This window comes from Pseudomonas sp. CK-NBRI-02 (assembly GCF_008124495.1).
In the GTDB taxonomy this organism is placed as follows: domain Bacteria; phylum Pseudomonadota; class Gammaproteobacteria; order Pseudomonadales; family Pseudomonadaceae; genus Aquipseudomonas; species Aquipseudomonas guariconensis.
Map to the genome: position 1 here is coordinate 381978 of NZ_VSJH01000015.1, position 23097 is coordinate 405074.

General features: G+C 64.4%; 27 protein-coding genes. 17 read left to right on the forward strand and 10 right to left on the reverse strand.

Annotation, left to right across the window (positions count from 1 at the left end):
* The first annotated feature begins 91 nt into the window (after nt 1–91).
* Nucleotides 92–1753 carry an alkaline phosphatase D family protein gene (locus tag DQ397_RS12680; RefSeq protein ID WP_043210577.1) on the forward strand — a complete coding sequence of 554 codons (1662 nt, stop codon included), beginning with the start codon at nt 92–94 and terminating at the stop codon, nt 1751–1753.
* A gap of 128 nt (nt 1754–1881) precedes the next feature.
* Here the strand turns inward: DQ397_RS12680 and DQ397_RS12685 are convergent, their stop codons facing one another.
* Nucleotides 1882–3258 (reverse strand): L-serine ammonia-lyase, encoded by a 1377-nt coding sequence (locus DQ397_RS12685; protein ID WP_043210579.1) that lies wholly within the window; start codon nt 3256–3258, stop codon nt 1882–1884.
* Between the two features lie 146 nt (nt 3259–3404).
* On the opposite strand from DQ397_RS12685, the gene DQ397_RS12690 reads away from it, so the two are divergent.
* The 7 genes from DQ397_RS12690 (at nt 3405) to DQ397_RS12720 (ending at nt 9223) form a co-directional block, all read left to right on the forward strand.
* The gene (locus DQ397_RS12690; protein WP_043210581.1) at nt 3405–4343 is read left to right on the forward strand and encodes a LysR substrate-binding domain-containing protein; all 939 of its coding nucleotides are present in this window, start codon (nt 3405–3407) and stop codon (nt 4341–4343) included.
* 109 nt (nt 4344–4452) lie between these two features.
* Nucleotides 4453–5370: a DUF72 domain-containing protein gene (locus DQ397_RS12695; RefSeq protein WP_043210583.1), complete on the forward strand. Its 918-nt coding sequence runs from the start codon at nt 4453–4455 to the stop codon at nt 5368–5370.
* A complete protein-coding gene (locus DQ397_RS12700) occupies nt 5367–6140 on the forward strand; it encodes an endonuclease/exonuclease/phosphatase family protein (protein WP_043210585.1) in 774 nt (257 codons plus the stop codon). Before DQ397_RS12695 ends, DQ397_RS12700 begins: the two co-directional genes overlap by 4 nt.
* On the forward strand, nt 6137–7339 hold the full coding sequence (clsB, locus tag DQ397_RS12705; protein ID WP_043210587.1) for a cardiolipin synthase ClsB: 1203 nt from the start codon (nt 6137–6139) through the stop codon (nt 7337–7339). The genes DQ397_RS12700 and clsB overlap by 4 nt, the downstream gene beginning before the upstream one ends.
* On the forward strand, nt 7339–8298 hold the full coding sequence (locus tag DQ397_RS12710; RefSeq protein WP_043210588.1) for a lysylphosphatidylglycerol synthase domain-containing protein: 960 nt from the start codon (nt 7339–7341) through the stop codon (nt 8296–8298). Before clsB ends, DQ397_RS12710 begins: the two co-directional genes overlap by 1 nt.
* Nucleotides 8299–8326: 28 nt before the next feature.
* Complete coding sequence (locus DQ397_RS12715; protein ID WP_043210590.1) at nt 8327–8755, forward strand: hypothetical protein; 429 nt, start codon at nt 8327–8329, stop codon at nt 8753–8755.
* Between the two features lie 90 nt (nt 8756–8845).
* Nucleotides 8846–9223: a Rho termination factor N-terminal domain-containing protein gene (locus DQ397_RS12720; RefSeq protein ID WP_043210592.1), complete on the forward strand. Its 378-nt coding sequence runs from the start codon at nt 8846–8848 to the stop codon at nt 9221–9223.
* Nucleotides 9224–9255: 32 nt separating this feature from the next.
* Here DQ397_RS12720 and DQ397_RS12725 read toward each other — a convergent pair whose 3' ends face one another.
* Nucleotides 9256–9486, reverse strand: coding sequence for a metallothionein (locus tag DQ397_RS12725; RefSeq protein ID WP_043210595.1), 231 nt, complete (start codon nt 9484–9486; stop codon nt 9256–9258).
* Nucleotides 9487–9488: 2 nt separating this feature from the next.
* The gene (locus tag DQ397_RS12730) at nt 9489–9956 is read right to left on the reverse strand and encodes a hypothetical protein (RefSeq protein ID WP_043210599.1); all 468 of its coding nucleotides are present in this window, start codon (nt 9954–9956) and stop codon (nt 9489–9491) included.
* A 158-nt stretch (nt 9957–10114) separates the two neighbouring features.
* Here DQ397_RS12730 and ligD point away from each other — a divergent pair, with 158 nt between their 5' ends.
* From ligD to DQ397_RS12760, 6 genes are read left to right on the forward strand one after another with little or no spacing between them, the layout of a single operon-like run.
* On the forward strand, nt 10115–12610 hold the full coding sequence (gene ligD / locus DQ397_RS12735; RefSeq protein ID WP_148921558.1) for a DNA ligase D: 2496 nt from the start codon (nt 10115–10117) through the stop codon (nt 12608–12610).
* Nucleotides 12610–12858 carry a hypothetical protein gene (locus tag DQ397_RS12740; protein WP_043214486.1) on the forward strand — a complete coding sequence of 83 codons (249 nt, stop codon included), beginning with the start codon at nt 12610–12612 and terminating at the stop codon, nt 12856–12858. The genes ligD and DQ397_RS12740 overlap by 1 nt, the downstream gene beginning before the upstream one ends.
* A complete protein-coding gene (locus DQ397_RS12745) occupies nt 12855–13898 on the forward strand; it encodes an acyl-CoA dehydrogenase (protein ID WP_043214489.1) in 1044 nt (347 codons plus the stop codon). Before DQ397_RS12740 ends, DQ397_RS12745 begins: the two co-directional genes overlap by 4 nt.
* A complete protein-coding gene (locus tag DQ397_RS12750) occupies nt 13895–14650 on the forward strand; it encodes a PIG-L deacetylase family protein (protein ID WP_043214491.1) in 756 nt (251 codons plus the stop codon). Before DQ397_RS12745 ends, DQ397_RS12750 begins: the two co-directional genes overlap by 4 nt.
* A gap of 17 nt (nt 14651–14667) precedes the next feature.
* Entirely contained in the window at nt 14668–15267 is a 600-nt protein-coding gene (locus DQ397_RS12755; protein ID WP_043214493.1) for a bifunctional 2-polyprenyl-6-hydroxyphenol methylase/3-demethylubiquinol 3-O-methyltransferase UbiG, read from the forward strand.
* The gene (locus DQ397_RS12760; protein ID WP_080642142.1) at nt 15264–15803 is read left to right on the forward strand and encodes a glycosyltransferase family 2 protein; all 540 of its coding nucleotides are present in this window, start codon (nt 15264–15266) and stop codon (nt 15801–15803) included. The genes DQ397_RS12755 and DQ397_RS12760 overlap by 4 nt, the downstream gene beginning before the upstream one ends.
* On the opposite strand, the gene DQ397_RS12765 is transcribed toward DQ397_RS12760, so the two are convergent.
* From DQ397_RS12765 to DQ397_RS12770, 3 genes are all read right to left on the reverse strand, one after another.
* The gene (locus tag DQ397_RS12765) at nt 15727–16569 is read right to left on the reverse strand and encodes a Ku protein (protein WP_043214494.1); all 843 of its coding nucleotides are present in this window, start codon (nt 16567–16569) and stop codon (nt 15727–15729) included. The two genes, DQ397_RS12760 and DQ397_RS12765, sit on opposite strands and share 77 nt — an antisense overlap.
* A gap of 10 nt (nt 16570–16579) precedes the next feature.
* Nucleotides 16580–16723 carry a PSPA7_2676 family Cys-rich small protein gene (locus tag DQ397_RS24825; protein ID WP_279614947.1) on the reverse strand — a complete coding sequence of 48 codons (144 nt, stop codon included), beginning with the start codon at nt 16721–16723 and terminating at the stop codon, nt 16580–16582.
* Between the two features lie 83 nt (nt 16724–16806).
* Entirely contained in the window at nt 16807–17712 is a 906-nt protein-coding gene (locus tag DQ397_RS12770) for an SDR family oxidoreductase (RefSeq protein ID WP_043214496.1), read from the reverse strand.
* 172 nt (nt 17713–17884) lie between these two features.
* On the opposite strand from DQ397_RS12770, the gene DQ397_RS12775 reads away from it, so the two are divergent.
* The 3 genes from DQ397_RS12775 to DQ397_RS12785 are packed head-to-tail and all read left to right on the forward strand — an operon-like array spanning nt 17885 to nt 19363.
* Entirely contained in the window at nt 17885–18388 is a 504-nt protein-coding gene (locus DQ397_RS12775) for a CinA family protein (protein ID WP_043214498.1), read from the forward strand.
* Between the two features lie 14 nt (nt 18389–18402).
* Complete coding sequence (locus tag DQ397_RS12780) at nt 18403–18909, forward strand: hypothetical protein (RefSeq protein WP_043214501.1); 507 nt, start codon at nt 18403–18405, stop codon at nt 18907–18909.
* 10 nt (nt 18910–18919) lie between these two features.
* Nucleotides 18920–19363, forward strand: coding sequence for a DUF421 domain-containing protein (locus DQ397_RS12785; protein WP_043214504.1), 444 nt, complete (start codon nt 18920–18922; stop codon nt 19361–19363).
* Between the two features lie 48 nt (nt 19364–19411).
* Here the strand turns inward: DQ397_RS12785 and DQ397_RS12790 are convergent, their stop codons facing one another.
* The 4 genes from DQ397_RS12790 to DQ397_RS12805 are packed head-to-tail and all read right to left on the reverse strand — an operon-like array spanning nt 19412 to nt 23048.
* Nucleotides 19412–20554 (reverse strand): carboxylate-amine ligase, encoded by a 1143-nt coding sequence (locus tag DQ397_RS12790; protein WP_052352505.1) that lies wholly within the window; start codon nt 20552–20554, stop codon nt 19412–19414.
* Between the two features lie 4 nt (nt 20555–20558).
* The gene (locus DQ397_RS12795) at nt 20559–21512 is read right to left on the reverse strand and encodes a class I SAM-dependent methyltransferase (protein WP_043214506.1); all 954 of its coding nucleotides are present in this window, start codon (nt 21510–21512) and stop codon (nt 20559–20561) included.
* A complete protein-coding gene (locus DQ397_RS12800) occupies nt 21512–22837 on the reverse strand; it encodes an iron-containing redox enzyme family protein (protein ID WP_043214508.1) in 1326 nt (441 codons plus the stop codon). Before DQ397_RS12800 ends, DQ397_RS12795 begins: the two co-directional genes overlap by 1 nt.
* A gap of 16 nt (nt 22838–22853) precedes the next feature.
* On the reverse strand, nt 22854–23048 hold the full coding sequence (locus DQ397_RS12805) for a hypothetical protein (RefSeq protein WP_043214511.1): 195 nt from the start codon (nt 23046–23048) through the stop codon (nt 22854–22856).
* Nucleotides 23049–23097 lie beyond the last annotated feature (49 nt).

Consider the following 23097-nt stretch of genomic DNA (forward strand, 5'->3'; position numbering starts at 1 on the left):
ATTGGCATGACACCGGCCAGTTCCGGAACAAGCGAAACGGCAAAACTCGGCTTTACTGGCCGGTAACACCGTGAGAACCCAGGATGGATCCATGCCCCTGCTTGACCCCACCTCCAACGAAAGCAAATACCCCAAACTTTCCAGCGCCGCCCTGATCGGCGCCACCACACCCAGCAGTACCCGCCTGTGGGTACGCCTGTACCGGCCAGGCACTTGGTACCTGGCGGTCACCACCGAGCCGATGCGCGGCGACATGGTCCGCCTGGGCGAGTTGCCCGTCCCTCGGTATTTCAAAGACCAAGGCGTCACGCCTGTTTATCTGCAGGCCAAGACGCTGAACTTCGACACCGATGTCACCGGCGTCTTCGACGTCACTGGCCTCAATCCCGGCACCACCTATTACTACGCGCTGATCAGCGACGAAACCGACGCCGGCAAGATCGGTCGGCGCACCGAGATCGGCGGCGATCGGCCCCGCTTCTTCGTGACCCCTCCGAAGGCGTCCGACACCCTCACCTTCGGGTTCTATAGCTGCCACGACCCGATCAGTGCCGACGGCAGTGCCGGTGCCTGGCCGCTGATGCATCAGCAACTGGCCGACCAGCGCGCCAGCTTCGTCATCGGCGGTGGCGACCAGGTGTACGTGGACACCAACAAGAAGAACGGCTTCCTGGATATCTGGGAATGGCTCAAGGACAACAAGGACGAACTGCTGCAGGCGTACAGCAAGGGCAAAGGCAAGGGTTACGACAAGGCGGGCATCGAGCGCTACCTATGCAACCTTTACCGCTGGTTCTACCGGGTCTACTGGAACGTGCCGGCCCAGCGGGAGATCTATGAACGCCTGCCCCAGTACATGATCTGGGACGATCACGAAATCATGGACGGCTGGGGCTCGCTGACCAAAGTCGAACGGCGCAAGCGCATCTCGCTGCTGTTCGAGCGCAGCAACAACACCACGACCAACCAAATGCTGGTGGATCTCATGTGGCGCGCCGCTTGCCGGGTGTACTACGAGTACGAGCACAGCCACAACCCACCCACGCCGATCGACTTGGACAATCCCGACGCCTGCCAGTGGGACTATGCCTTCGAGCAAGGCAAGTCGGCGTTCTATGTGCTGGACATGCGCGGCCATCACGACATCGAGGCCAAAGACCCCTGCAAGTTGCTTGGCAGCGAGCAGATGGCGCGCTTTGCCACCTGGCTCAAGAGCGCACCGGTGCAAAAAGCAGACGCAGTGTTCGTGGTGTCACCGGTGCCGGTCATGCACTGGCGCAACGCCGTGACCAACTACGCCGACATCGGATCGTTCAAGGACGATTGCATGGACGAATGGGACCATGAAAGCAACCAGGGCGAACGCAAACGCTTACTGGATGCGGTGTTCGAGGCCTTGGGCAACAGCGCAAAGCCGGTGGTGTTCCTCAGCGGCGATGTACATTGCGCGGCGGTGTTCCGCTTGCTGCACAAGCGCTATCCGGCTGCCAAGGTGTTCCAGGTCACCTCCAGTGCCATCTCTCGCATGCCGGCCCCTGGCGTGCTGAAGCTCGCTATCAGCGCAGGCGGCAGCATGCCCGGCGTCAAGGACATCGTCTGCGAGCGCTGGTACGCCATGGCCGGCTCGAAGAACTTCGCCATGCTTCAGGTGCGGCCCTCGTTGGACGGTAGCCAGACCGAGGTGTTGGTGGGGCTGCACTGGCCGGGCGGGGACGACGGGGAGCTGACCAAGCGCCGGGTATTGCTCAAATAAGCCCGTATCTGGGAGAGCGAACGGTCGCAGGTAAAGCTAGGCTCACCGGGATTGCGCCGCTTTCTAGACTTGCGCAATCCCTGTGGCGGCGGGTTTACCCGCGAACAAAGCTGGATGCAGGGTTTGCCTCAGCACTCGACAAACGCCACGGCCAGCCCGCCGCGGGAGGTTTCCTTGTAGTTGGCATGCATGTCAGCGCCGGTGTCACGCAGTGTGCGGATCACCCGGTCCAGGGAGATGAAGTGCTCGCCGTCGCCACGCAGGGCCATCTGTACCGCGTTGATCGCCTTGACTGCGGCAATGGCGTTGCGCTCGATGCACGGTACCTGGACCAGGCCACCGACCGGGTCGCAGGTCAGCCCGAGGTTGTGCTCCAGTGCGATTTCGGCGGCGTTCTCCAGTTGCGCGGGCGTAGCGCCCAGCACTTCGGCCAGGCCCGCTGCCGCCATGGAGCAGGCTGATCCGACCTCGCCCTGGCAGCCGACTTCCGCGCCGGAAATCGACGCGTTCTTCTTGCACAGGATGCCCACCGCCGCGGCCGCCAGCAGGAACGCGACCACATCGTCATCGCAGGCGCCTGGGTTGAATTTCATGTAGTAGTGCAGAACCGCCGGAATGATCCCCGCCGCGCCGTTGGTGGGCGCGGTGACCATGCGCCCGCCTGCGGCGTTTTCTTCATTGACCGCCAGGGCATACAGGTTGACCCACTCCATGGCGCTCAAGGTCGAGCCGATGACATTCGGCTTGCCCAGCTCCTGCAGGCTGCGGTGCAGCTTGGCCGCACGGCGCTTGACCTGCAGCCCGCCTGGCAGGATGCCTTCGTTGCGCAGGCCGTTGTTCACGCATTCGCCCATCGCTGCCCAGATCTTCAGCAGCCCCTCCCGGACTTCGGCCTCAGGCCGCCAGGCACACTCGTTGGCCATCATCAGCTGGCCAACGCTGAGTTGGTGGGCCTTGCACAGGGCCAGCAGCTCAGCCGCGCTGTTGAATTCGTAGGGCAATTTGACCAGGTCGGTATCGCCTTGGGGCGCATCGATTTCGGCCTGTTCGACGATGAAGCCACCGCCGACGGAGTAATAGGTCTGGGAGAACAGGCTGCCCTGTTCGGTGAACGCCTCCAGACTCATGGCATTAGGGTGGTAAGGCAGGCTCTCGTCGAGCAGCAGCAGGTCCCGGGCATACTCGAACGCTACGGGATGGCTGCCATCGAGTATCAGACACTGCTCCTGCAACACCTGTGCGATGCGCGGCTCGATGCTCTGCGGATCGATGCGATCTGGCCATTGGCCCATCAGTCCGAGCAAGCAGGCGCGGTCGGTGGCATGGCCGACGCCCGTCGCCGACAGCGAGCCATACAGCCGCACCTCGACCCGCGTCACCTGCGTCAGCACACCCCGTTCGCGAAGCGCCTGGGCGAAAGTCGCCGCCGCGCGCATCGGGCCCACGGTGTGGGAACTGGACGGGCCAATGCCAATTTTGAAGAGGTCGAAAACACTGATAGCCATGCTAATACCTGGGCGTGACGGGCCGTTTAGCCGTCGACCGCCCCTCCGAGAAAATTGAACGAGACTGCGATATTGCGTGATACTGACTCGTCCGTCGGGTAATGACCAACGAAAGTTCCTAAGCAAGGCTTTAGCAAGGCTAAACGATGAAGCGACAACTCAATGGCCAGATGTTCGTCTGGCTGCATGTGTTCTCCTGCGCGGCACGGCATCTGTCGTTCACCCGCTGCGCGCAGGAGTTGCACATCACCCCCGGTGCGGTGAGCCAGCAGATGCGCCAACTGGAAGAGCGCCTGGGCTATCGGTTGTTCCTGCGTCGGGCTCGGGGCGTGGAGCTGAGCGCTGAAGGCCAGCGCCTGGCGCAGACCGTGGCCGAGGCCTATGGCAACATCGAGGCCGAACTGCTGCGCCTGGACGCCGGCGAAATCCGCGGCACCCTGCGCCTGCGTTCGATCCCCTCGTTCCTGGCCAAATGGCTCACCCCTCGCCTGCCCCGCTTCCAGCAGCGCTACCCGGACATCGAATTGCGCCTGGTGGCCGAGGACAGCAACCAAGCCCTGAACCCAGAGGATTTCGACCTGGCCATCGACCTCAACGATGGCAGCTACCCCGGCATGCTCTCGACACCCCTGCTCGACGAGCAGATCTTTCCGGTCTGCTCCCCCGCCCTGCTGCGTGGCCGCCCGCCGCTGCATGGCCCAGCAGACCTTGTGCACTACCCGTTACTGCACGACATCACCGCCTGGCGTGGCAGCTCGGAATATGCCGAATGGGAGTTCTACCTCGAAGGCATCGGCGCCGGCAGCCTGGATGTGCGCCGTGGACACACCTTCAATCGCAACCACTTGACCATCGAGGCCGCCATCGCCGGCGTCGGTGTGGCCATTGCCCGGCGCACCCTGCTCAACGACGAGCTGGAGCGGGGCGCACTGATCGTGCCCTTCGGCGTGCCGATCGCCAACCACAAGCGCTACATGCTCCATTACCCGCCTGGCGGGCTGAGCCAGCCAGGCGCACGCGCCGTGCATGACTGGCTGGTCGAAGAAGCCGAAGGGTTCCGCGCCCTGCACCCTTTGCTGAGCTAGCGTGCGCCACTCGTCAAACATCCTGAACCCTCGCCAGGGCTTGCCGGTCGCACATCAAGAGTGATGCGGCACACGTCGCGCAAAACCACCCTGAGCGAAGGAAGGCACCGTGAGCGATATCCGTATCGGTATTTCCGGCTGGCGCTATGGCCCATGGCGCAAGGACTTCTACCCCAAAGGCCTACGTCAGGACGACGAACTGGCGTTCGCCTCGCGTGCGGTCAACAGCATCGAGATCAATGGCTCGTTCTATGCCCTGCAAACGCCCGAGCGTTATTGCAACTGGCGCGACGAGACACCTGATGACTTCGTCTTTTCAGTCAAGGCGCCGCGCTACATCACCCATGTACGCAGGCTCAAGGAGATCGAAGAGCCGCTGGCCAACTTCTTCGCATCAGGCCCATTGTTGCTGGGCGACAAGCTCGGCCCGGTGCTTTGGCAGTTCCCTGCGAGCATGAAGTACGACGAAGCACGTTTTGCCGAATTTTTCCAACAGTTGCCCCACGATCGCGCCGCAGCCCGTGCCTGTGCCAAACACTGCGCCGAACGCCTGCGCGACAACGGCGGCACCGATATCGACGGCAATGCACCGCTGCGCCACGCGGTGGAGATCCGTCACCCGAGTTTTCTCTGCGAAGGTTTCGTCGAATTGCTGCGCGCCCACAACGTGGCGCTGGTGGTGGCCGACAGCGCCGGCAAGTGGCCCTATGCCGAGGATGTCACCGCCGATTTCGTCTACATGCGCCTGCACGGGGACGTGGAGCTCTACAGCAGCGGCTATACCGCCCGAGCCTTGCGGCGCTGGAAGACACGCATCCTGGCCTGGAGCCAGGGTGGCCAGCCCGATGACGCCGAGTTGATCGTCCAGCGCGCGCCGCACAAGCGAGCCTCGCGGGACATCTACTGCTATTTCGACAATGACCAGAAAGTCCATGCCCCCTACGACGCCCGGCGGCTGCTGGAAAAGCTCGGCCTTGCCGGCGAGCTGGTGACCGAGCCCGGGGTGGAACCGGAGGTCGAACTGTGAACAAGACCATGCCTGCTCCCCGCTGCATCATCGACAAGGTCACTGCCGTGCGCCAGCTGAACGTGCTGACGATCAACGTGCACAAAGGCTTTACCCTGTTCAACCGGCGCTTCATCCTGCCCGAACTGCGCGAGGCGGTGCGCGCCACCGGTGCCGACCTGGTGTTTCTCCAGGAAGTCCACGGCAGTCATCAGCACCACGCCGAGCGACACCCCGCCTGGCCGGTGACACCGCAATATGAATTCCTCGCCGACAGCATGTGGCCGCAGTTCGCCTATGGTCGCAACGCGGTTTACCCCCATGGCGACCACGGCAACGCGTTGTTGTCCAAATTCCCCATTACCCGCTACCACAACCTCGACGTCTCCATTGCCGGCAACGAACAACGCGGCCTGCTGCATTGCCAGCTGGAAGTGCCCGGACACGAAGAGGTGCATGCCGTGTGCGTGCATCTGGGGCTGCGCGAGGCCCATCGGCAGAACCAAGTACGCCTGCTGCTGGAGCTGCTCGACAGCCTGCCGCCTGATGCCCCGGTGATCGTTGCCGGGGATTTCAACGACTGGCGGCGCAAGGCCGATGCGCTGCTCTCGCAGCGCCTGGTGGAGGCGTTCGGTACACCCGCCCGCAGCTTCCCGGCGCGCCTGCCATTGCTGCGCCTGGACCGCATCTACTTGCGCAACGCCACCTCGAGCAAAGCCCAGGTGTTGTCCAAATACCCGTGGTCGCATCTCTCCGACCACGCCCCACTCGCCGCGCAGATCAGCCTATGAAGCGGCCTTGGGTGGATGGCAACCAGGTCGAGCTGCTGATCAACGGCGAGGCCTACTACGAACGGGTGTTCCAGGCCATGACCCAGGCCCGGGAAGAGATCCTGCTGGAGACCTTCATCATCTATGACGACAAGGTCGGCCAACGGCTTCAGCAAGTACTGATCGATGCCGCCCGGCGCGGTGTTCGCGTGGAAATCGCCGCCGATGGCTACGGCACGGCCGACCTGCCGGACGCCTTCATCTCGGCGATGACCGAAGCCGGTGTCCGCTTTCATGCCTTTGACCCACAGCCGCGCCTGGCGGGCATGCGCACCAACCTGTTCCGCCGCCTGCACCGCAAGATCGTCGTGATCGACGGTGAGCGGGCGTTCATCGGCGGCATCAACTACAGCGCCGATCACCTGGGCGACTTCGGCCCCATGGCCAAGCAGGATTACGCCGTGGAGGTCACAGGCCCGGTGGTCGCCCAGGTGCATGCGTCGAGTCGTCGTTTGTTGTCCCCGGTGCTGGAACCACCGAGCCAGGTACGGCCTGTCACCGACCCTTGCGGTCCGGCCAGCGCCGTGCTGGTGGAGCGCGACAATGGCCGCCACCGCAACGACATCGAGGCCTACTACCTCGAAGGCTTTCGTCTGGCGCGTCAGCGTATCGTGGTGGCCAATGCCTATTTCTTCCCCGGTTACCGCTTGATGCGCGAGCTGCGCAATGCCGCCCGGCGTGGCGTCGAGGTCAGGCTGATCCTGCAGGGTCAGCCTGACATGCGTTGGGTCCGGGCCTTGTCGCGCCTGCTGTACAACTACCTGCTGCGCGACGGCGTGAAGATCCACGAGTACTGCCAGCGCCCGCTGCATGGCAAGGTCGCGCTGGTCGACGACCAGTGGGCCACGGTGGGTTCGAGCAACCTCGATCCGCTGAGCCTGTCGTTCAACTTGGAAGCGAACCTGCTGATCCGCGACCGCACCTTCAACCAGCGGCTTTACCAGCACCTTGACGAACTGGCCCATCAGCACTGCAAGGCGGTGACGTTGGAGCGCATGGTGCGAGGCTATTGGTGGCGGGCACCGCTGATCTTCCTGTGCTTCCACGTGATCCGGCGTTTCCCGAAGATTGCCGGCTGGTTCCCTGCCCACCGCCAGAAACTGCAATCGGTGACACCGGGCGCGCAGGCTTCAGGCACCTATCACGAGGGCAACACCTGATGGAACGCAAAGCCTGGCACACCTGGGGCAAGCGCCTGCTGACCCTGTTGTTCGTCGTCCTGATACCCGTGCTGCTCTACAGCCTTGCGCGCAACCTGGACTGGAACGAAGTGCGTCAGTCGCTGTTGGCCTACAAACCCGGCACTTTGGCCGTGGGCCTGGTGCTGGCGTTCACCAGCTACCTGGCGTTCGCCAGCTATGACCTGCTGGGCCGCGCCTACACTGGGCACCACCTGCCGGCGCGCCAGGTGTTGCCGGTGGCGTTCGTGTGCTACGCCTTTAACCTCAATTTCACTACCTGGGTCGGCGGCGTGGCGCTGCGCTATCGGCTGTACAGCCGGCTGGGCCTGGACACACCGACCATTACCCGAATCCTCACCTTGGGCCTGCTGACCAACTGGGTCGGCTACATGCTGCTGGCTGGCAGCGTGTTCGCCCTGCGCCTGGTCAAGCTCCCGGAAAACTGGGCGGTAGGCGCCACCGGGCTACAACTGATCGGCATCGCCTTGCTGGCTCTGGCGCTGGGCTACTTGCTGGCCTGCGGCTTCGCCAAACGCCGCACTTGGAGCCTGCGTGGCCACGAGCTGACCCTGCCCTCCCTGCGCCTGGCGCTGTGCCAGGTGGCCTTGGGCATGAGCAACTGGGCGTTGATGGCGGCACTGATTTACTGGCTGCTACCCCATGACCTGTTCTACCCATCGATCCTTGGCATTCTGCTGATCAGTTGCGTGGCTGGGGTGGTCGCGCACATTCCCGCCGGGCTCGGTGTGCTGGAGGCGGTGTTCCTCGCGCTGCTGCATGGCCAGCTCGGCCAAGGCAGCCTGGTGGCCGCACTGCTGGGTTATCGCACCCTTTACTACCTGATTCCCTTGTTGTTGGCGTTGGTCATCTACCTGGTGCTGGAAAAACGCGCCAAGACCCTGCGCCAACGTGGCAAGGCCGCCTTGCGCAAGACCTGACGAAGGCCCCCGGGCCGGGAGGTGTCCGATGCGTTTTCCCTTTGTGCTGTTGATGCTCGCCAGCCTGGCCAGCACCCAGGCGCTGGCCGAGGCCTGCGACGTGCTCACCCGCTCCTCCAGCGACGCGGTAAAGCCTGTGGAGCGGCACACCTGCTACAGCTACAGCAACATGCCCGCCGAAGCCATCGCCTGGTCGTGCAGCAACGAGAGCAAGGACATGCTCAGTACCCAGAAGCGCTCCGTCGCCCGCTGCGCCGATGGCAGCGTCGGTAGTTGCATCGCGCCGCTGACTCAAGAGTCGCTGGCCAACCCCAACGCTGCCGGGCGCGACCAACCTTCGACACGCCCGGCCCTGCCCAAGGACGCCCGAGTGATCACCTACTACTACGACACACCGAGCCTGGGCCAGGCACGCGCCGACTGCGAACGCAATGACGGGATCTGGCAAACCCATTGACCGTCGGTCGAAACCGAGGAACGACGGGGCTTGGCGAGCGTTCAGCCGTAGTAGTCGACAGCGATTTCCAACACCAGGGAGATAACCGCCATGCCACGTGGAGACAAAGACAAATACACCGACAAACAGAAACGCAAGGCCGAGCACATCGAGGAAAGCTACGAAGCCAAGGGCGTGTCCAAGGACGAAGCCGAGTCCCGCGCCTGGGCCACGGTCAACAAACAGTCGGGCGGTGGGGAGCGCAAGGGCGGCTCCGGCCAGAAGAAAAGCCCTCAGGCCAAGCAAAAGTCCCGTGAATCGTCGGCCAAACGCGCTGCGGCAACGCGCCGTGGCGTGCCTCGGCCTGGGCAGCAGTTGGAAGACATGACCAAGACCGAACTGATGGACCGAGCGCGCAAGCAGCACATCCCGGGGCGCTCGACCATGCGCAAGGCTGAGCTGATCGACGCGTTGCGGCGGGCGGCCTGAGCAAGGGGGCCGCCTGGCGGCCCCCACGACGGTCAAGGCGAGATCGGATCGCTGGCCGGGAAGGTTTCGTCCAGCGCGTTATCCACGTTGGTTTCTTTGGGCTGGACCATCTCGGCACAGTTGCAATCGGCCATGCGGCATGGCTCGCCATTGCGGTGACCGGTGGCGCAGGCTTCGCAGCAGTAGGCTTTGTCATCCTGCAGGATCGCATTGGCATCCACGGTGCAGGAACAATGATTACAGGCACAACGTTGCTCGGTCATGGTCAGCTCCTTTCATCGTCTTCATCGGTAGGCGAAACCTCGTCGGTCCACGGCTCGCCATCCAGGGGTGCGGAGCGGGCCAGTTCGGCCTCGTCCAGGCCAATGCCGCCACCGATCTCGTGCTCTTGCACTCTGCGCAGGGTCTTGTCTGCCGGGCCGCCGGCACCGGGTTCGTGCGGGTCACGGGCGCCGGTCTGGTCGTAGAGCGTGTCCGGGCTCAGGTCGTCGAGGGTGACGTTGTCTTCATGGAGGCTGTCGCTCAGGGCTTCGCCGCCGGTCATGCCGCTTTCGGCCACGCGTTCTGGTGGGTATTCCTGGGCGACTTCTTGGGCCGGGCGCTCGTCCCCCGCGCGGCCTTCGCGCTCGTCTTGGCGGTCGCTGAAATCCAGCTCACGCACACTGCCCATCCGGTCCTCGGTATCGTCGATTTCAACCGGGGTCCTGGTTTTCGGATCGTCTGGCTGGGGCATCTGGGCTCTCCGTCAGGTGGGTTCATGCGGTCGACTGCCGGGGCTGGACAATGATTCAGACTTTCTGCCCGGCGGCGCAGCCGCGGTAAAAAATCTGAACTCTCAAGCGTAACGCTCCCTCCCACATCTAGAGACCCGCGAACCTCCCGGAGCCCGCCATGGCCAAGCCCCTGCAGGAGTACCAGCGCAAGCGCGACTTCAACGCCACGCCCGAGCCGGCCGGCACCCGACGCCGAGGCAGGCCGGCGCATGCCTTGCAGTACTGCATCCAGAAACACGACGCCAGCCATCTGCACTATGACTTTCGCCTGGAGCTGGACGGCACCCTCAAGAGCTGGGCCATTCCCAAGGGCCCCTCGCTGGACCCAAAGGTTCGGCGCCTGGCCATCCATGTGGAGGACCACCCGCTCGACTACGCCGATTTCGAAGGTCATATCCCCGAAGGGCACTACGGGGCCGGCGATGTGATCGTCTGGGACCGGGGTGTCTGGGAGCCGGAGGGTGATCCTCGCAGTGCCTATGCCAAGGGCAAGCTGCGTTTCCGCCTGCAAGGCGAGAAGCTCGCCGGGGTCTGGAACCTGTTCCGCACCCACCTGGCCGGCAAGAAAGAGCAGTGGATGCTGGTCAAGTCCGACGACGACCAAGCCCGCAGCGAAAGCGACTACAGCATCGTCGAAGCCCAGCCCGACAGCGTGCTCAGCGAGCGCACATTGCTGCCGCGTCGGGCCAAGGCCCAGGCAACGCCAGCCAAGCGCGCGGCCAGCCCCCGAACACGGGTAGCCAACGCCAAGAAAGCCGAGTTGCCCGAGCATCTGCAACCGCAACTGGCGACGCTGGTGGATGCTCCGCCGTCCGGCGACTGGCGCTACGAGGTCAAGTTCGACGGCTACCGCATCCTCGCCCGTATCGAGGGGTCGGACGTGCGCCTGTTCACCCGCAATGGCCACGATTGGAGCGCGAAGATGCCGCACCAGGTGCAGGCCCTGCGCGATCTAAAGCTCAAGTCCGCCTGGCTCGATGGCGAGGTGGTGGTCGCCGGGGAAAACGGCCTGGCCGACTTCCAGGCCCTTCAGAACGCCTTCGATACCGAGCATGACGAGCGCATCACCTATTACGTGTTCGACCTGCCCTTTCTCGGCGGCCAGGACCTGCGCCAAGTGCCGTTGCAGGATCGACGCGAGACCTTGCGGCAATTGCTGGAGGGCCGTGAGTCGGAGCAGGTGAAATATTCGGCCGACTTCGACCAGCCCGTCGACTCGCTGCTCGACAGCGCCTGTCGCCTGGAGCTGGAAGGCCTGATCGGCAAGCGCGCCGACAGCCCCTATAGCGGCCGGCGCAGCAGCGACTGGATCAAGCTCAAGTGCAAGCAACGCCAGGAGTTCGTGATTGTCGGCTATACCGAGCCCAAGGGCAGTCGCAACGGCTTTGGCGCGCTGCTGCTTGCCCTGCACGACAACGACAGCGGCCAGCTGCGTTACGCCGGCAAGGTCGGCACCGGCTTTAGCACCACCACACTGGACAGCATCCACGCCCGACTCAAGCCGCTGGAGGTGGACAAGCCCGCCCTGGCCAAGCCGCCGACCGGTGCCGATGCCCGCGGGGTGCACTGGCTCAAACCCCAGCTGCTGGCCGAGGTCGCCTATGCCCAGATGACCCGTGACGGCGTGGTGCGCCACTCGGTGTTCCATGGCCTGCGCGATGACAAACCCGCCACCGCCATCGACCTGGAGCGCGCCATGCCCAAGACCCGCGTCGCCAAGCCCTCACCCGAGCCCACGCTCGGTGACCTGCGCCTGACCCATCCGGACCGGGTGATCGATGCCAGCAGCGGCGTGACCAAGCGCCAGGTCGCCGAATACTACGCCCAGGTCGCGCCGTGGATCCTGCCGCAGCTCAAGGATCGCCCCGTGGCCCTTGTGCGTGCCCCAGAGGGCCTGGGCGGCGAGCTGTTCTTCCAGAAAAACGCCGGGCAACTGCACATTCCAGACGTGGTGAGCTACAGCAAGGCCCAGGCTGGCCAGGCGGCGATGATCCTCAACAGTGCCGAAAGCCTTCTGGGGGCGGTGCAGATGAACATGCTCGAACTGCACACCTGGAACGGCACCGACAAGGACTTCGACAAACCCGATCGCTTCGTTCTCGACCTGGACCCGGACCCGGCGCTGCCTTGGAAGGCCATGCTGGAAGCCACGCAACTGACCCTCACCCTGCTCGACGAACTGGGGCTGAAAGTGTTTCTCAAGACCAGCGGTGGCAAAGGCATGCACCTGGTGGTGCCGCTGACGCGCCGCGCAGGCTGGGATGAGGTGAAAGACTTCAGCCACGCCATCGTCCAATACCTGGCCCGGCTCTTCCCCGAGCGCCTGAGCGCAGTGTCCGGCCCCAAGAACCGGGTCGGGCGCATCTTCATCGACTACCTGCGCAACGGCAAAGGCGCGACCACGGTCAGCGCTTATTCCCTGCGCGCCCGCGAGGGCCTGCCGGTGTCTGTACCGATCTGGCGCGAGGAGTTACCCCAGCTCAAGGGCGCCAACCAATGGCACATCGGCAACCTGGCCGAGCGTCTGGCGGAGGTGGACGACCCTTGGGCGGATCTTGCCAAGACACGCCAGTCGATCACCGCTCGCATGCGCAAGCAGATGGGGCTGAACTGATGGCGGTACTGCTCGACCTTCTGCAATGGCCCGCCATGCTGCTGACCGTGCTGGCCGCCTGGTGCATCGGTTCCCGTCAGCCACGTCGACGCCGGGCGGGCTTCTGCTGCTTCATCAGCAGCAATGTGCTGTGGGTGATCTGGGGTTGGCAAGTACAGGCCTGGGCCTTGATCGTGCTGCAGTTCTGCCTATGCGCCATGAACCTGCGCGGATGGAAGAAAAACACCACGGGGGAGCCCAGTACATGAGCATCGTCCAGGATTTCGACCTGACCAACCTCGACCGCCTGCTGCGCACGTTCACCGAACGCCCCCAGGCGTTGAACCTCGATACCCAGTTGCCTGTGCTGATGCAGGCCTTGCAGGCCGATCATCTCGACCTGCTGCCACTGCCCGGTCAAGGACACACGCTACAGCGCTGGCAGACACTCGCCCGCATTGCCGGCTGCGACCTGGCCCTGGCCAAGCTCTACGAAGGGCACACCGATGCCCTGGCGATCCTCGCCGAATGTGGTGCGCCGCACCTGGTCGGCGACGGCGTCTGGGGCGTGTGGGCCGCAGAGCCGCCGGATGCCCGGGCCCGTATCCTCGCCCGTCATGACGATCAGGTACGACTGGGTGGATGTAAAGCCTGGTGTTCCGGTGCGTTGCAGATCGACCGGGCACTGATCACGGCCTGGGGTGATGACGGCCAACCGCAGCTGGTAGCGATCGAACTGGCCCATCCCAACCAGCGTATCCAGGTGGAACAATGGCAAGCCGTGGGCATGGCCACCACGACCAGCGTGGAGATCAGGTTCGACGATGCACCGGGGATTGCCGTGGGCCGCCCCGGGCAATACCTCCAGCGTCCTGGGTTCTGGCACGGCGGCGCGGGGATCGCCGCCTGCTGGTACGGCGCAGCCGAGGCCTTGGCGGATTACCTGCGCGAGCATTGCCGCAAGCCGACACCGGACGCCCACGCCCAGGCACACCTGGGTGCGGTGGATGCCGCGCTATACGGTGCTCGCGCTGCGCTGCGCGAATGCGCCGGATGGATCGACCGGCAGCCGACCGCCGACGCCAGCTTCGAGGTGCGCCGCACCCGCGCCCAGGTCGAGCATGCGGTCGAGCAGGTCATCCACCATGTAGGCCGAGCGTTGGGTGCCACACCCTTTTGCCGCAGCAGCCACTTCGCCCGGTTGAGCGCCGACCTGCCGGTGTACCTGCGCCAGAGCCATGCCGAACGGGACCTGGCAGCGCTCGGGCAACAACTGGCCCAGGTGCCGGCCGGAGCATGGCAGCTATGACCGACGACCCGATCAGTAACAGCAGCGGCACACCCTGGCGTCAGTGGCAACAGGCCGCGCATCTGGCCCGGGCCACGTGGATCGCGCCCGATCAACTGTGCCCACCCGGGCGACGCCTGGTACTGGTGGCCCCTCACCCGGACGACGAAATCCTAATGGCCGGTGGCCTGCTCGCAGGTTTCGCCGGGCGCGAGCACGACTTGCTGTTGATCTCCGTCACCGACGGCGAGGCCAGTCACCCCGGCTCCAGCCAGTGGACCGAGCACCGCCTGCGCCGGCATCGGCCGCTGGAAAGCCGTCAGGCTCTGCAGCTGCTGGGCCTTGATCTTGCACAGCTGGACTGGCAGCGCCTGCACCTGAAGGACGGTGCAGTGCCCCGCGACGAAGCCTTTCTGGTCAATCACCTTAGCCAGCTGCTCAAGGCCGACGACCTGCTGTTGACGACTTGGCGCGGTGACGGGCATGCCGATCACGAAGCGGTCGGTCGCGCTGCCGCCCAGGCCTGCCAAGCCCGCAAGGTACAACTGGCCGAGGTGCCTATCTGGGCGTGGCATTGGGCACGCGCAGACGATCCTAGCCTGCCTTGGCCGCGTGCTCACCGCATCGCACTGGATGAAACCCGCCTGGCCCGCAAGCGCCAAGCGCTGTCCGCGCACCTGAGCCAACTGCAGCCTGACGGCGAACGAGCGCCAGTATTGAAGCCCACCTTGCTGGAGTGCCTGTTGCAGCCTTTTGAACTGGTTCTGCTTTGAATGGAAATGGAGTCGCCATGAGCCTCGATGCGCAGTATTTCGCCGACCTGTACGCCACCAGCGACGACCCTTGGGCCTTCCGCACCCGCTGGTACGAGCGGCGCAAGCGCGAGCTGGTGCTCGCCAGCCTGCCGCAACAGTGTTATCGGCGCATCTTCGAGCCCGCCTGCGCAAACGGCGAGCTGAGCATTCTGCTGGCTGAGCGTTGCGCCACGCTCCTGTGCCAGGACATCGACGCCACGGCCGTGAGCCTTGCACGCGAACGCCTGGCGACTGCCACCCACGTTCAGGTCGAACAAGGCCGCCTGCCGGGCGATTGGCCCGGCGGCCAGTTCGACCTGATCGTCCTGAGCGAGATCGGCTATTACCTGGACCCGACCGACTGGCTGCAGGTAATCGAACAATCGGTGGCCAGCCTCAGCCATGACGGCGGCTTGCTCGCCTGCCATTGGCGCCACCCGATCGTCGGCTGCCCGCAGGATGGTCGCGAAGTGCACGAACTGATCGCCCGTCACCTGCCGCTGTACCCAGTGTTGCGTCATGAAGAGGCGGATTTTCTGCTCGAATATTGGTCGTGCCAGCCCAGCGTGGTGGACCTGGACGAGACCTGCCCATGATCGGCGTAGTCATCCCCGCCCACAACGAGGCGCGGCGCCTGGGGCATTGCCTGCGCGCGGTGAAACGCGCCGCCCTCGAGGCCGAACGCACTGGCCGCACGGTGCAGATACTGGTGGTGCTCGACCGTTGCAACGACGCCAGTGCCGCGATTGCGTTCCGCCATGGTGTGGCAACCCTGGCGGTGGATGCGGGCAACGTCGGCATCGCCCGCCGCACGGACGCGGCATGGATGCTCGAACGTGGCGCGCAATGGCTAGCCTTCACCGATGCCGACAGCCGGGTACCGGCGCACTGGCTACTGTCTCAACTGCAAGGATTACCTGGCGAGCCTGGAGGGTTCGGTCCCAGGATGACGAGGGCCACTTCGCGCACCATCTCAGGCCTCGCCACGAAGGTGCGCGAACTCAGCTGTCGTGGGCGCTGGCGTAGCCTGCGATGGACCGCGATGCGGCCCTCGTTCAGGAGGCCTTGCGCGAACGCTTGGCCGGTTTTTTCTCCGGTGCGGCTTTCTTGCCACCACCGAGGCTGCGCTTGAGCAGTTCGGTAAGGTCGACGATATCGGCCCCCTTCTGCACCGCCGCGCCTTCGCCCTTCTCCACCACGCTGATCTTGCCCTTGGCGGCTTTTTCCTCGACCAGGTCCAGGATGGTCTGGCGAAACGCATCGTGATAGTTCTCAGGCGTCCACGGCCCGCTCATGTCTTCGACCAGGCGCTTGGCCATGTCCAGCTCGCGCTTGTCGACCTTGGCATCGGTGACGCTTTTGTCCAGTTCCAAGGTCTCCAGGCCACGGACCTCTTCAGGCCAGCGCAAGGTAATCATCACCAGTGCCTCGTCCAGCGGCCGCAGCAGTGCCAGGTGCTGACGGGTATGCAGCACCACGGTGGCCAAGGCCACTTTGCCGGTGCTCTCCAGGGTCTCGCGCAACAGGGCGTAGACCTTACCGCCGCGCCGGTCGGGGCTCAGGTAGTACGGGGTGTCGAAGTGTTGCAACGGGATGTCGGAGGCATCGACGAACGAGAAGATGTCGATCGTCTGGGTCGCCTCGGGACGGGCGTTACGGATTTCCTCCTCGCTGATGATCACATAACGGCCTTTTTCGTATTCCACGCCCTTGACGATGTGTTCCTTGTCGATTTCCTTGCCGGTGACCTTGTTCACGCGCTTGTAGCCCACCGGCTCCATGCTGCGTTTGTCCAGCCAGTCGAAGTCGACGCGCTCGGTGCGCACCGCCGTGTTGAGGCTGACCGGGATGTGCACCAGACCGAAACTGATCGCGCCTTTCCAGATTGCCCGGGCCATGGCTTAGCTCCTAGGTTCCAGGTTCAAACGGTTGACCGGGCCGGCAGTAGCGCAACGCGCCACAGCGCTCGCAGCATTGGCACTGCAGCCCGGGGAATTCACAGGTCAGGACGGCGCCCCACTGGCAGCCGCGCAACAGGCAGATGAAGCTCATCAGCCACCTCCTTGGCCCTAAGCACCTACAGGGCCCTTACTTTCAAGGACTGCACGGCGCCGGGAAGGTTTACTCGCGCCGGCTCATGGAAGCGGGTTGCCGCCAGTGACACCGAACACCTCACCTGTGATGTAGCTCGACTCCTGGGAAGCCAGCAGCACATACAGCGGCGCGCACTCCGCTGGCTGGCCGGGGCGCTTCATCGGGGTCTGCGAGCCGAACTCTGGGATTTTCTCCGGGGGCTGGCCACCGCTGGGTTGCAACACGGTCCAGATCGGCCCAGGGGCGACGGCATTGACCCGGATGCCACGCTCGATGACCTGCTTGGCCAAAGCCTTGGTGAAGGCCACGATGGCGGCCTTGGTGGTGGCGTAGTCCAGCAAGGTGGCCGACGGCTGGTAGGACTGGATCGAGGCGGTGTTGATGATGGTCGCGCCGGCCGGCATCAACGGCACCGCTGCCTGGCACAGCCAGAACAACGCATAGACATTGGTCTTGAGCGTGTGATCGAACTGCTCGTGGCTGATCTGGCTGATGTCCTTGCGGGCCTCCTGCTTGCCGGCGACGTTGACCAGGATGTCCAGGCCGCCCAACTGCTCGTGGGCCTGATCGACCAGTTCGCTGCAGAAACGCTGGTCTTTCAGATCGCCCGGCAGAGCGATGGCCTTGCGCCCTTCGGCCTCGATCAGCTTGATCACTTCGCGCGCGTCGGCCTGCTCGATGGGCATGTAATTGAGTGCGATATCAGCTCCCTCGCGGGCAAAGGCGATCGCCACGGCGCGGCCGATCCCAGAGTCGGCACCGGTGATCAGCGCCTTGCGTCCGGCCAGGCGGCCGAAGCCTTTGTAGGTGTCCTCGCCGTGGTCGGGCTTGGGCTGCATGTTCGCATCCAGCCCCGGTGGGGCCTGGGTCTGGTCGGGGAATGGCGGGTGCGGATACTGAGTCAGCGGGTTCTGCATGCTGAACTGGTCGCGGGGTTTGTTGGGCATGGTGCGCCTCCTCACTTGGCCAATCGATGGGTCACTAAAGCTTTCGAGACGGCGTCAGGATCGAAGGTTTGTTCGGCCCGTCATACGCACCGACGGGTGGTAAGGCGCAACGGTCTGAACCATTTGCCCGAGCCCGGCGTCCATCGCAAAAGGCCCCAACGAGGCAACCCCGATGCGCGAAGACCCTGTGCAGCACGTATTGGATTACCTGAAACGACACGCCCTGGTGCTGACCACCGCCGAATCCTGCACCGCCGGGCGCATGGTCGCGTTGCTAGCGGAACATCCCGGCGTGGGCGAATCGCTGGAAAGCGGCTACGTGGTCTATTCACCCAAGGCCAAGCAACGGCTGCTTGGGGTGAGCCCGGTGACCATCGAACGCTACGGCCTGACCAGCGAGGCCGTGGCCTGGGAAATGGCCCTCGGCGCGCTCAAGGACAGCACTGCCAACGTGGCCATCGCCACCACCGGCGTGGCCGGCCCGGACGGCACCGACGGTATCGCACCAGGCACCTTGTGCTTTGCCTGGGCGTTTCAGGATGAATCGATTGCCGTGTTCACCCGCAGCCAGCGCTTTTTCGGCGATCGCACCGAAGTGTTGCGCCAGGGCGCGCTGTATGGCCTGACGCGGCTGCTGCACTACCATGAACGCTGGTTGCGCGGCGAACGCGCCTGAGCGGAGTCTTGACCATGACCGAGGATGAACAGCGCTCACGGCACCAGCCGGTCGAGGAAAACATGGCCATGCAGCAGCGGGTCTGGCGCTTCGAGCGGGTCGGCTGGTACGTGTTGTCCTTGGTGATGCTGCTGGCCCTGGCGGGGCTGTTTGGCCGTGGCCCGTTGAGCCAGGGCCAAGCCAGCAGCGCCGACGGACGTGTGCAGGTGCAATACGCGCGCTTGAGCCGCAGCGGCGTGACGGAACACCTGAAGATCACGGTACGTGGCCCGCACAACGGGCAGGTACAGGTCCTGCTGGATGGAGAGCTGTTTCGCGAAGCGAGCCTCGAGACCCTGCAGCCCCAACCGTTGCGCTCCCGGTCCGAGGGCCAGGGGCTTGCGCTGCAGCTGGAGACCGGCACCGACGGCACCGCGACGTTGTATCTGACCCTGCGCGCCGACACGCCTGGCAGCCTGGAAGGCCGTGTGAGCCTGGGGCCGGACAGCGTGGTGCACTTTTCCAGTTTCATCTATCCCTAGGGGGGCAGCCATGGACTCGATTCTGCGCGCCGCTGGCATGTACCTTGCCTTGATGCTGCTGTTTCGCATCGCCGGTCGCCGCTCCCTGAGCGACCTGACCACCTTCGATTTCGTCTTGTTGATGATCATCGGCGAAGCGACCCAGCAGGCCTTGTTGGGCGAAGACTTTTCCTTCATCAATGCCATGCTGGTGATCGCCACCTTGATCGTGCTGGACGTCGGGCTGTCACTGGCCAAGCTCAATTCCAGGCGCCTGGCCCGGGTGCTGGATGGCCATGCCACGCTGGTGGTCGAGCACGGGCGTTTTTTGCATGGGCGAATGCGCAAGGCCCGCCTGACCGAGGATGATGTCCTCGAATCGGCGCGCGACAGCCAGGGTATCGAGACGGTAGAGCAGATCCGCTACGCCATTGTCGAACGCAACGGCAAGATCTCGATCATCAAAGAGCAATAAGCCAGATCTCTGGCGTTTGCTTAGACATCCAGCGTCTTCTTCGCAGGTTTACTCGCCAACGGGGTTCGAAGCGCTCTGCTGGGCGCCTTCTGCCAACACCTGATCGACCACCGCATGCAGGGCCTGGCGCACATCGCGCCCGCCACTTCGGGCCTGCTCCAGGCAATGGAGCTGGCGGTCGGCGCTGGTGCCTTCGCGCAGGATGCGCTGGGCCTCAAGCGCTGCACGCTGGGCATCCAGCGTGTCCGCCGGGAACTGCGCCAGCAGCTGGGCCAGCCAGCCCTCGGCAGTCACCTGCGCCTGATCGTGGACGCCAATGAACTGCCCGTGCCGACCATGGCGCTTGGCCCGCCAATAGTTTTCCTGGGTGATCCAGCGCACTTCACGGTTGACCGGCGTGGCGTCGTAGTGGTCCACCGCCAGGCCTTGTACCAGGTGACGGAACAGGCCAGCGATACACAGCACATCCTCCAGCCGTGGACAGGCGTCGCAGATGCGCAACTCCACCGTGGGAAACCGCCGCGACGGGCGAATCGCCCACCAGAAGTCCCCTTCCTTTGCCAAAGCACCGGTACGCTCCAGCAAAGCCCGGTAGCGCTGGTACGCCTCCCAATCCGCCAGTGGCTCCGGCAGCTCCATGTGCGGCCACTCGGCGCAGATCACCCGTCGATAGCTCATGAAGCCGGTATCCTGGCCGCCCCACAAGGGCGATGAAGTGCTCAGCACCAGAAACAGCGGCAGCCAGTACAGCAAGCGATTGATCAACTGAATCCGATCGCACCCGGGGGGCACGCCCACATGAACATGCAGCCCGGACAACAGGCTGCGCCGGGCCACGTGCTGGTAGTCATCGAACACTTGGCGATAGTGCGGTGTGGTCCGGGCGCGCTGGCGCAACCACTGGGCGCTGGGATGGCTGGCGGCGCAGTAAAGGCCAACACCTTCCTGGGCCAATGCCTTGCCAAGGCGCTGCCGGCTGTCGAGCAGAAAGCCCTGCGCCTCGTGCAGGTGGGTGAACACCGGCGAGGCGACTTCGATCTGGCTGCGAAACATCTCCTCGGCAAAATACTTGCCCATGACTTCTCGGCAGCGCCTGGCCACCGCTAGCGAAGGGGTGGCCAGCACCCGCGCGCTGCGCAGGTCCACCAGCAGGTATTCCTCCTCGATGCCAAAACTCAAAGGCTGCTGCACGCCCTCACCCATTGCGTGTCACGGTCAGGGCCACCGCGGCGATACGCTCGACCCGTTCGTAGCCCGGTTCCAGCAATTGTTCGCCGAACACGTCCGGATCCACTTCCCGGTATACCCAGCTCCATTGCGGCCCTGCCAGGCGCAGGCGGATGGCTTCGAGCAAGGCATCGCGTCCCTCGACGATGGCCACCCCCGTATAGAGCAGCAAAGTGCCTGCTGGACTGAGGCGCTCACATGCCTGTTCGACGATGCGCAAGGACAACTGCGCGCCCAGCGCCCCGCCACCATGGCGATACACGCGTTCGCTGGCATCGAGCATATAAGGCGGGTTGGCCACGATCAGGTCGAATGTGCCGCTGATACCGTCGAGTAGGTCGCTCGGCTCCACCGAGAGATTGCCCACACCGGCCAGCGCCGCGTTGATGGCGGTGTAGCGCAAGGCCAGCGGGTTGATGTCCACCGCGCTGACCTGCGCATGCTGCGCGGCACGGGCGATGAGCAAGGCGCCGACGCCGGTGCCGCAGCCGATGTCCACGGCATGTTGCACGGGTTTCGGGGTGCGCTGTAGGTGGTCATGAATGACCTGGGCGAAGCGGTAGCTGTCCGGGCCGAAGAACACCGCATCACTGGCGTCGGTGGGAAACGCCGAATGCACCAGCAGCAAGTCGTCCAGGCTCGACCAGCGCACGGTGCTGCGCAGCAGATCACCCTCGCCCGTCAACACTTGGGCCGCCTGCAACTGCTGCAACTCATCGGCCGAGATCAACCCAGGCGCAAATGGCCGGCTCCAACCGAAGACGTCGCGCAGCGTGCGGGCCCGCTCGCTGCCTTCACGGGCGTTGTTGCGGGCATGGGTTGCAGGGGTCACGCAGGTGAAGCGATAACCGTCCGCGCGCAGGCGCCGCCCCAATTGCAGCAGGGCTTGATCGGCCTGGACCTGTTCCGGGTTCAGTTGCATCAGTAGGGCTCCTCCTGGGCAAGGCCAGTGGCCTGGATGTAGGCGCGGGTGGCGCGCAGCCCCTCGGGCGAGGCGTGGCCATTGCCGGCCATGCGCGCGATCAGGTCTTGCACCGGCGCCTGGTCGAGCGACGCATCATCCGGAGCGAAGTCGAGCTGCCAACTGCCTGGCAGTACGCGACGCACAGCGTTGCCTTCCCAGTGCTGGGCGATCCAGTCGTGCCACAGTTGCTTCTCGTAGGCGCTGAACACGCCGAACATGGCCGCGTCAGGCCCCTCGATCAATTTCCACAAGCGGCTGTTGGCTGGATCTTCGCCGCGGCGCACCCAACCGTGCTGCTCGAACGCTTTGAGCAAGCCCGGCATGGCGCCCGGAGCGCTCAGCCACTGGTTGAGGGTGCGCCCCTGTAACCGGCAATGGTCTGAATGCATACGCTGACCGAACAGGCGCTTGCGCTCCAAGGCAGCGAGCAGTTCGCCCTCCAAGTCGAAGCTGGCGATCAGGCTGGGCGTGTCGGTGTCCAGGTCGTTCAGGCGATAGCCACGCCGGACGCGTCGGTAGAACGCCTCACCCTCTTGCCCCGGCCAGAGTTGGCGTAGCGCATGGATCGCCTTGCGGGCATGACCGCTGGCGGCATTGTCGATGGTCACATGCAGCTGAAAATAGTGGCCATCGATGCCCAGTTCCGCCAGTTCATGGGTGGTGATCAACAGGTGCAACGGGGGTTGCTCGTAGCCCAGGTTGTAGCCGATCACCTCAGGCAGGAAGGCATCGAAGTGCTGTCCCAAAGCCAATTGCAAAGCGCCCTGCAGATAACGCGCCGAGGGCAAGGGCAACAGCTCCTGACACCCCACACGACTGAGCAGCCGCTGGTAGATCAGCACGTGATTGCAACGCGGGTCGCCCTCGCCGAGTTCTTCGAGGTAGGTACGAATGAGGCCGTGGTAGCGCGGGTCATGCCAATGATGCAGGACACCCTGCAGCCAAGCACCGTCGACAGCCTTGGTTGGCGCAACCTGTTGCAAAAACCACAAAGCCTGGGATCGATTGGCAAAGTATCGGCGCGGCCCCCCTTGACGCCGTGCCTGAAGATACAGCGCGTACTGCTCGGCCACGCTGGCGGCACGGCAGGCGGACCAGTGGTCCAGCTGCGCAGGAGAAGCAGGCAGATCATCCGACAGCGCGTCGGCGCGATCGAGTTGGTCTTCCAGCCACTGCTGGCCATCGGTGCATCGCCCCGCCAACAAGGCCTGGTAGCGCCGCTCCAGGCTCTGGCTCGGGGCCGGCATCACCGGGACGGTGGTCTCGCAGGTCATCACCCTCATGCCTTACTCCTCGCGATCAATTGTCTGGATCCTGGGATGGCATCGGTTGCGATTGGGGAGCAGGCTCGGTGGCCGACTTGTCAGGTTGTTGCATTTGCAACGAAGGCTTGCTGGGGTCAGCATCCTTCGCCGGGTGGTCGTCGTCGCGATCGAAACAGCCGCCGAGCAGCGTCAGGCCGCCCAACAGGCAAAGCATTGGAGCTATTCGCATGGCGTGTCCTCCTGGCCAGTTGATCGCAGTGCCAGGCAGGCCCGGCACT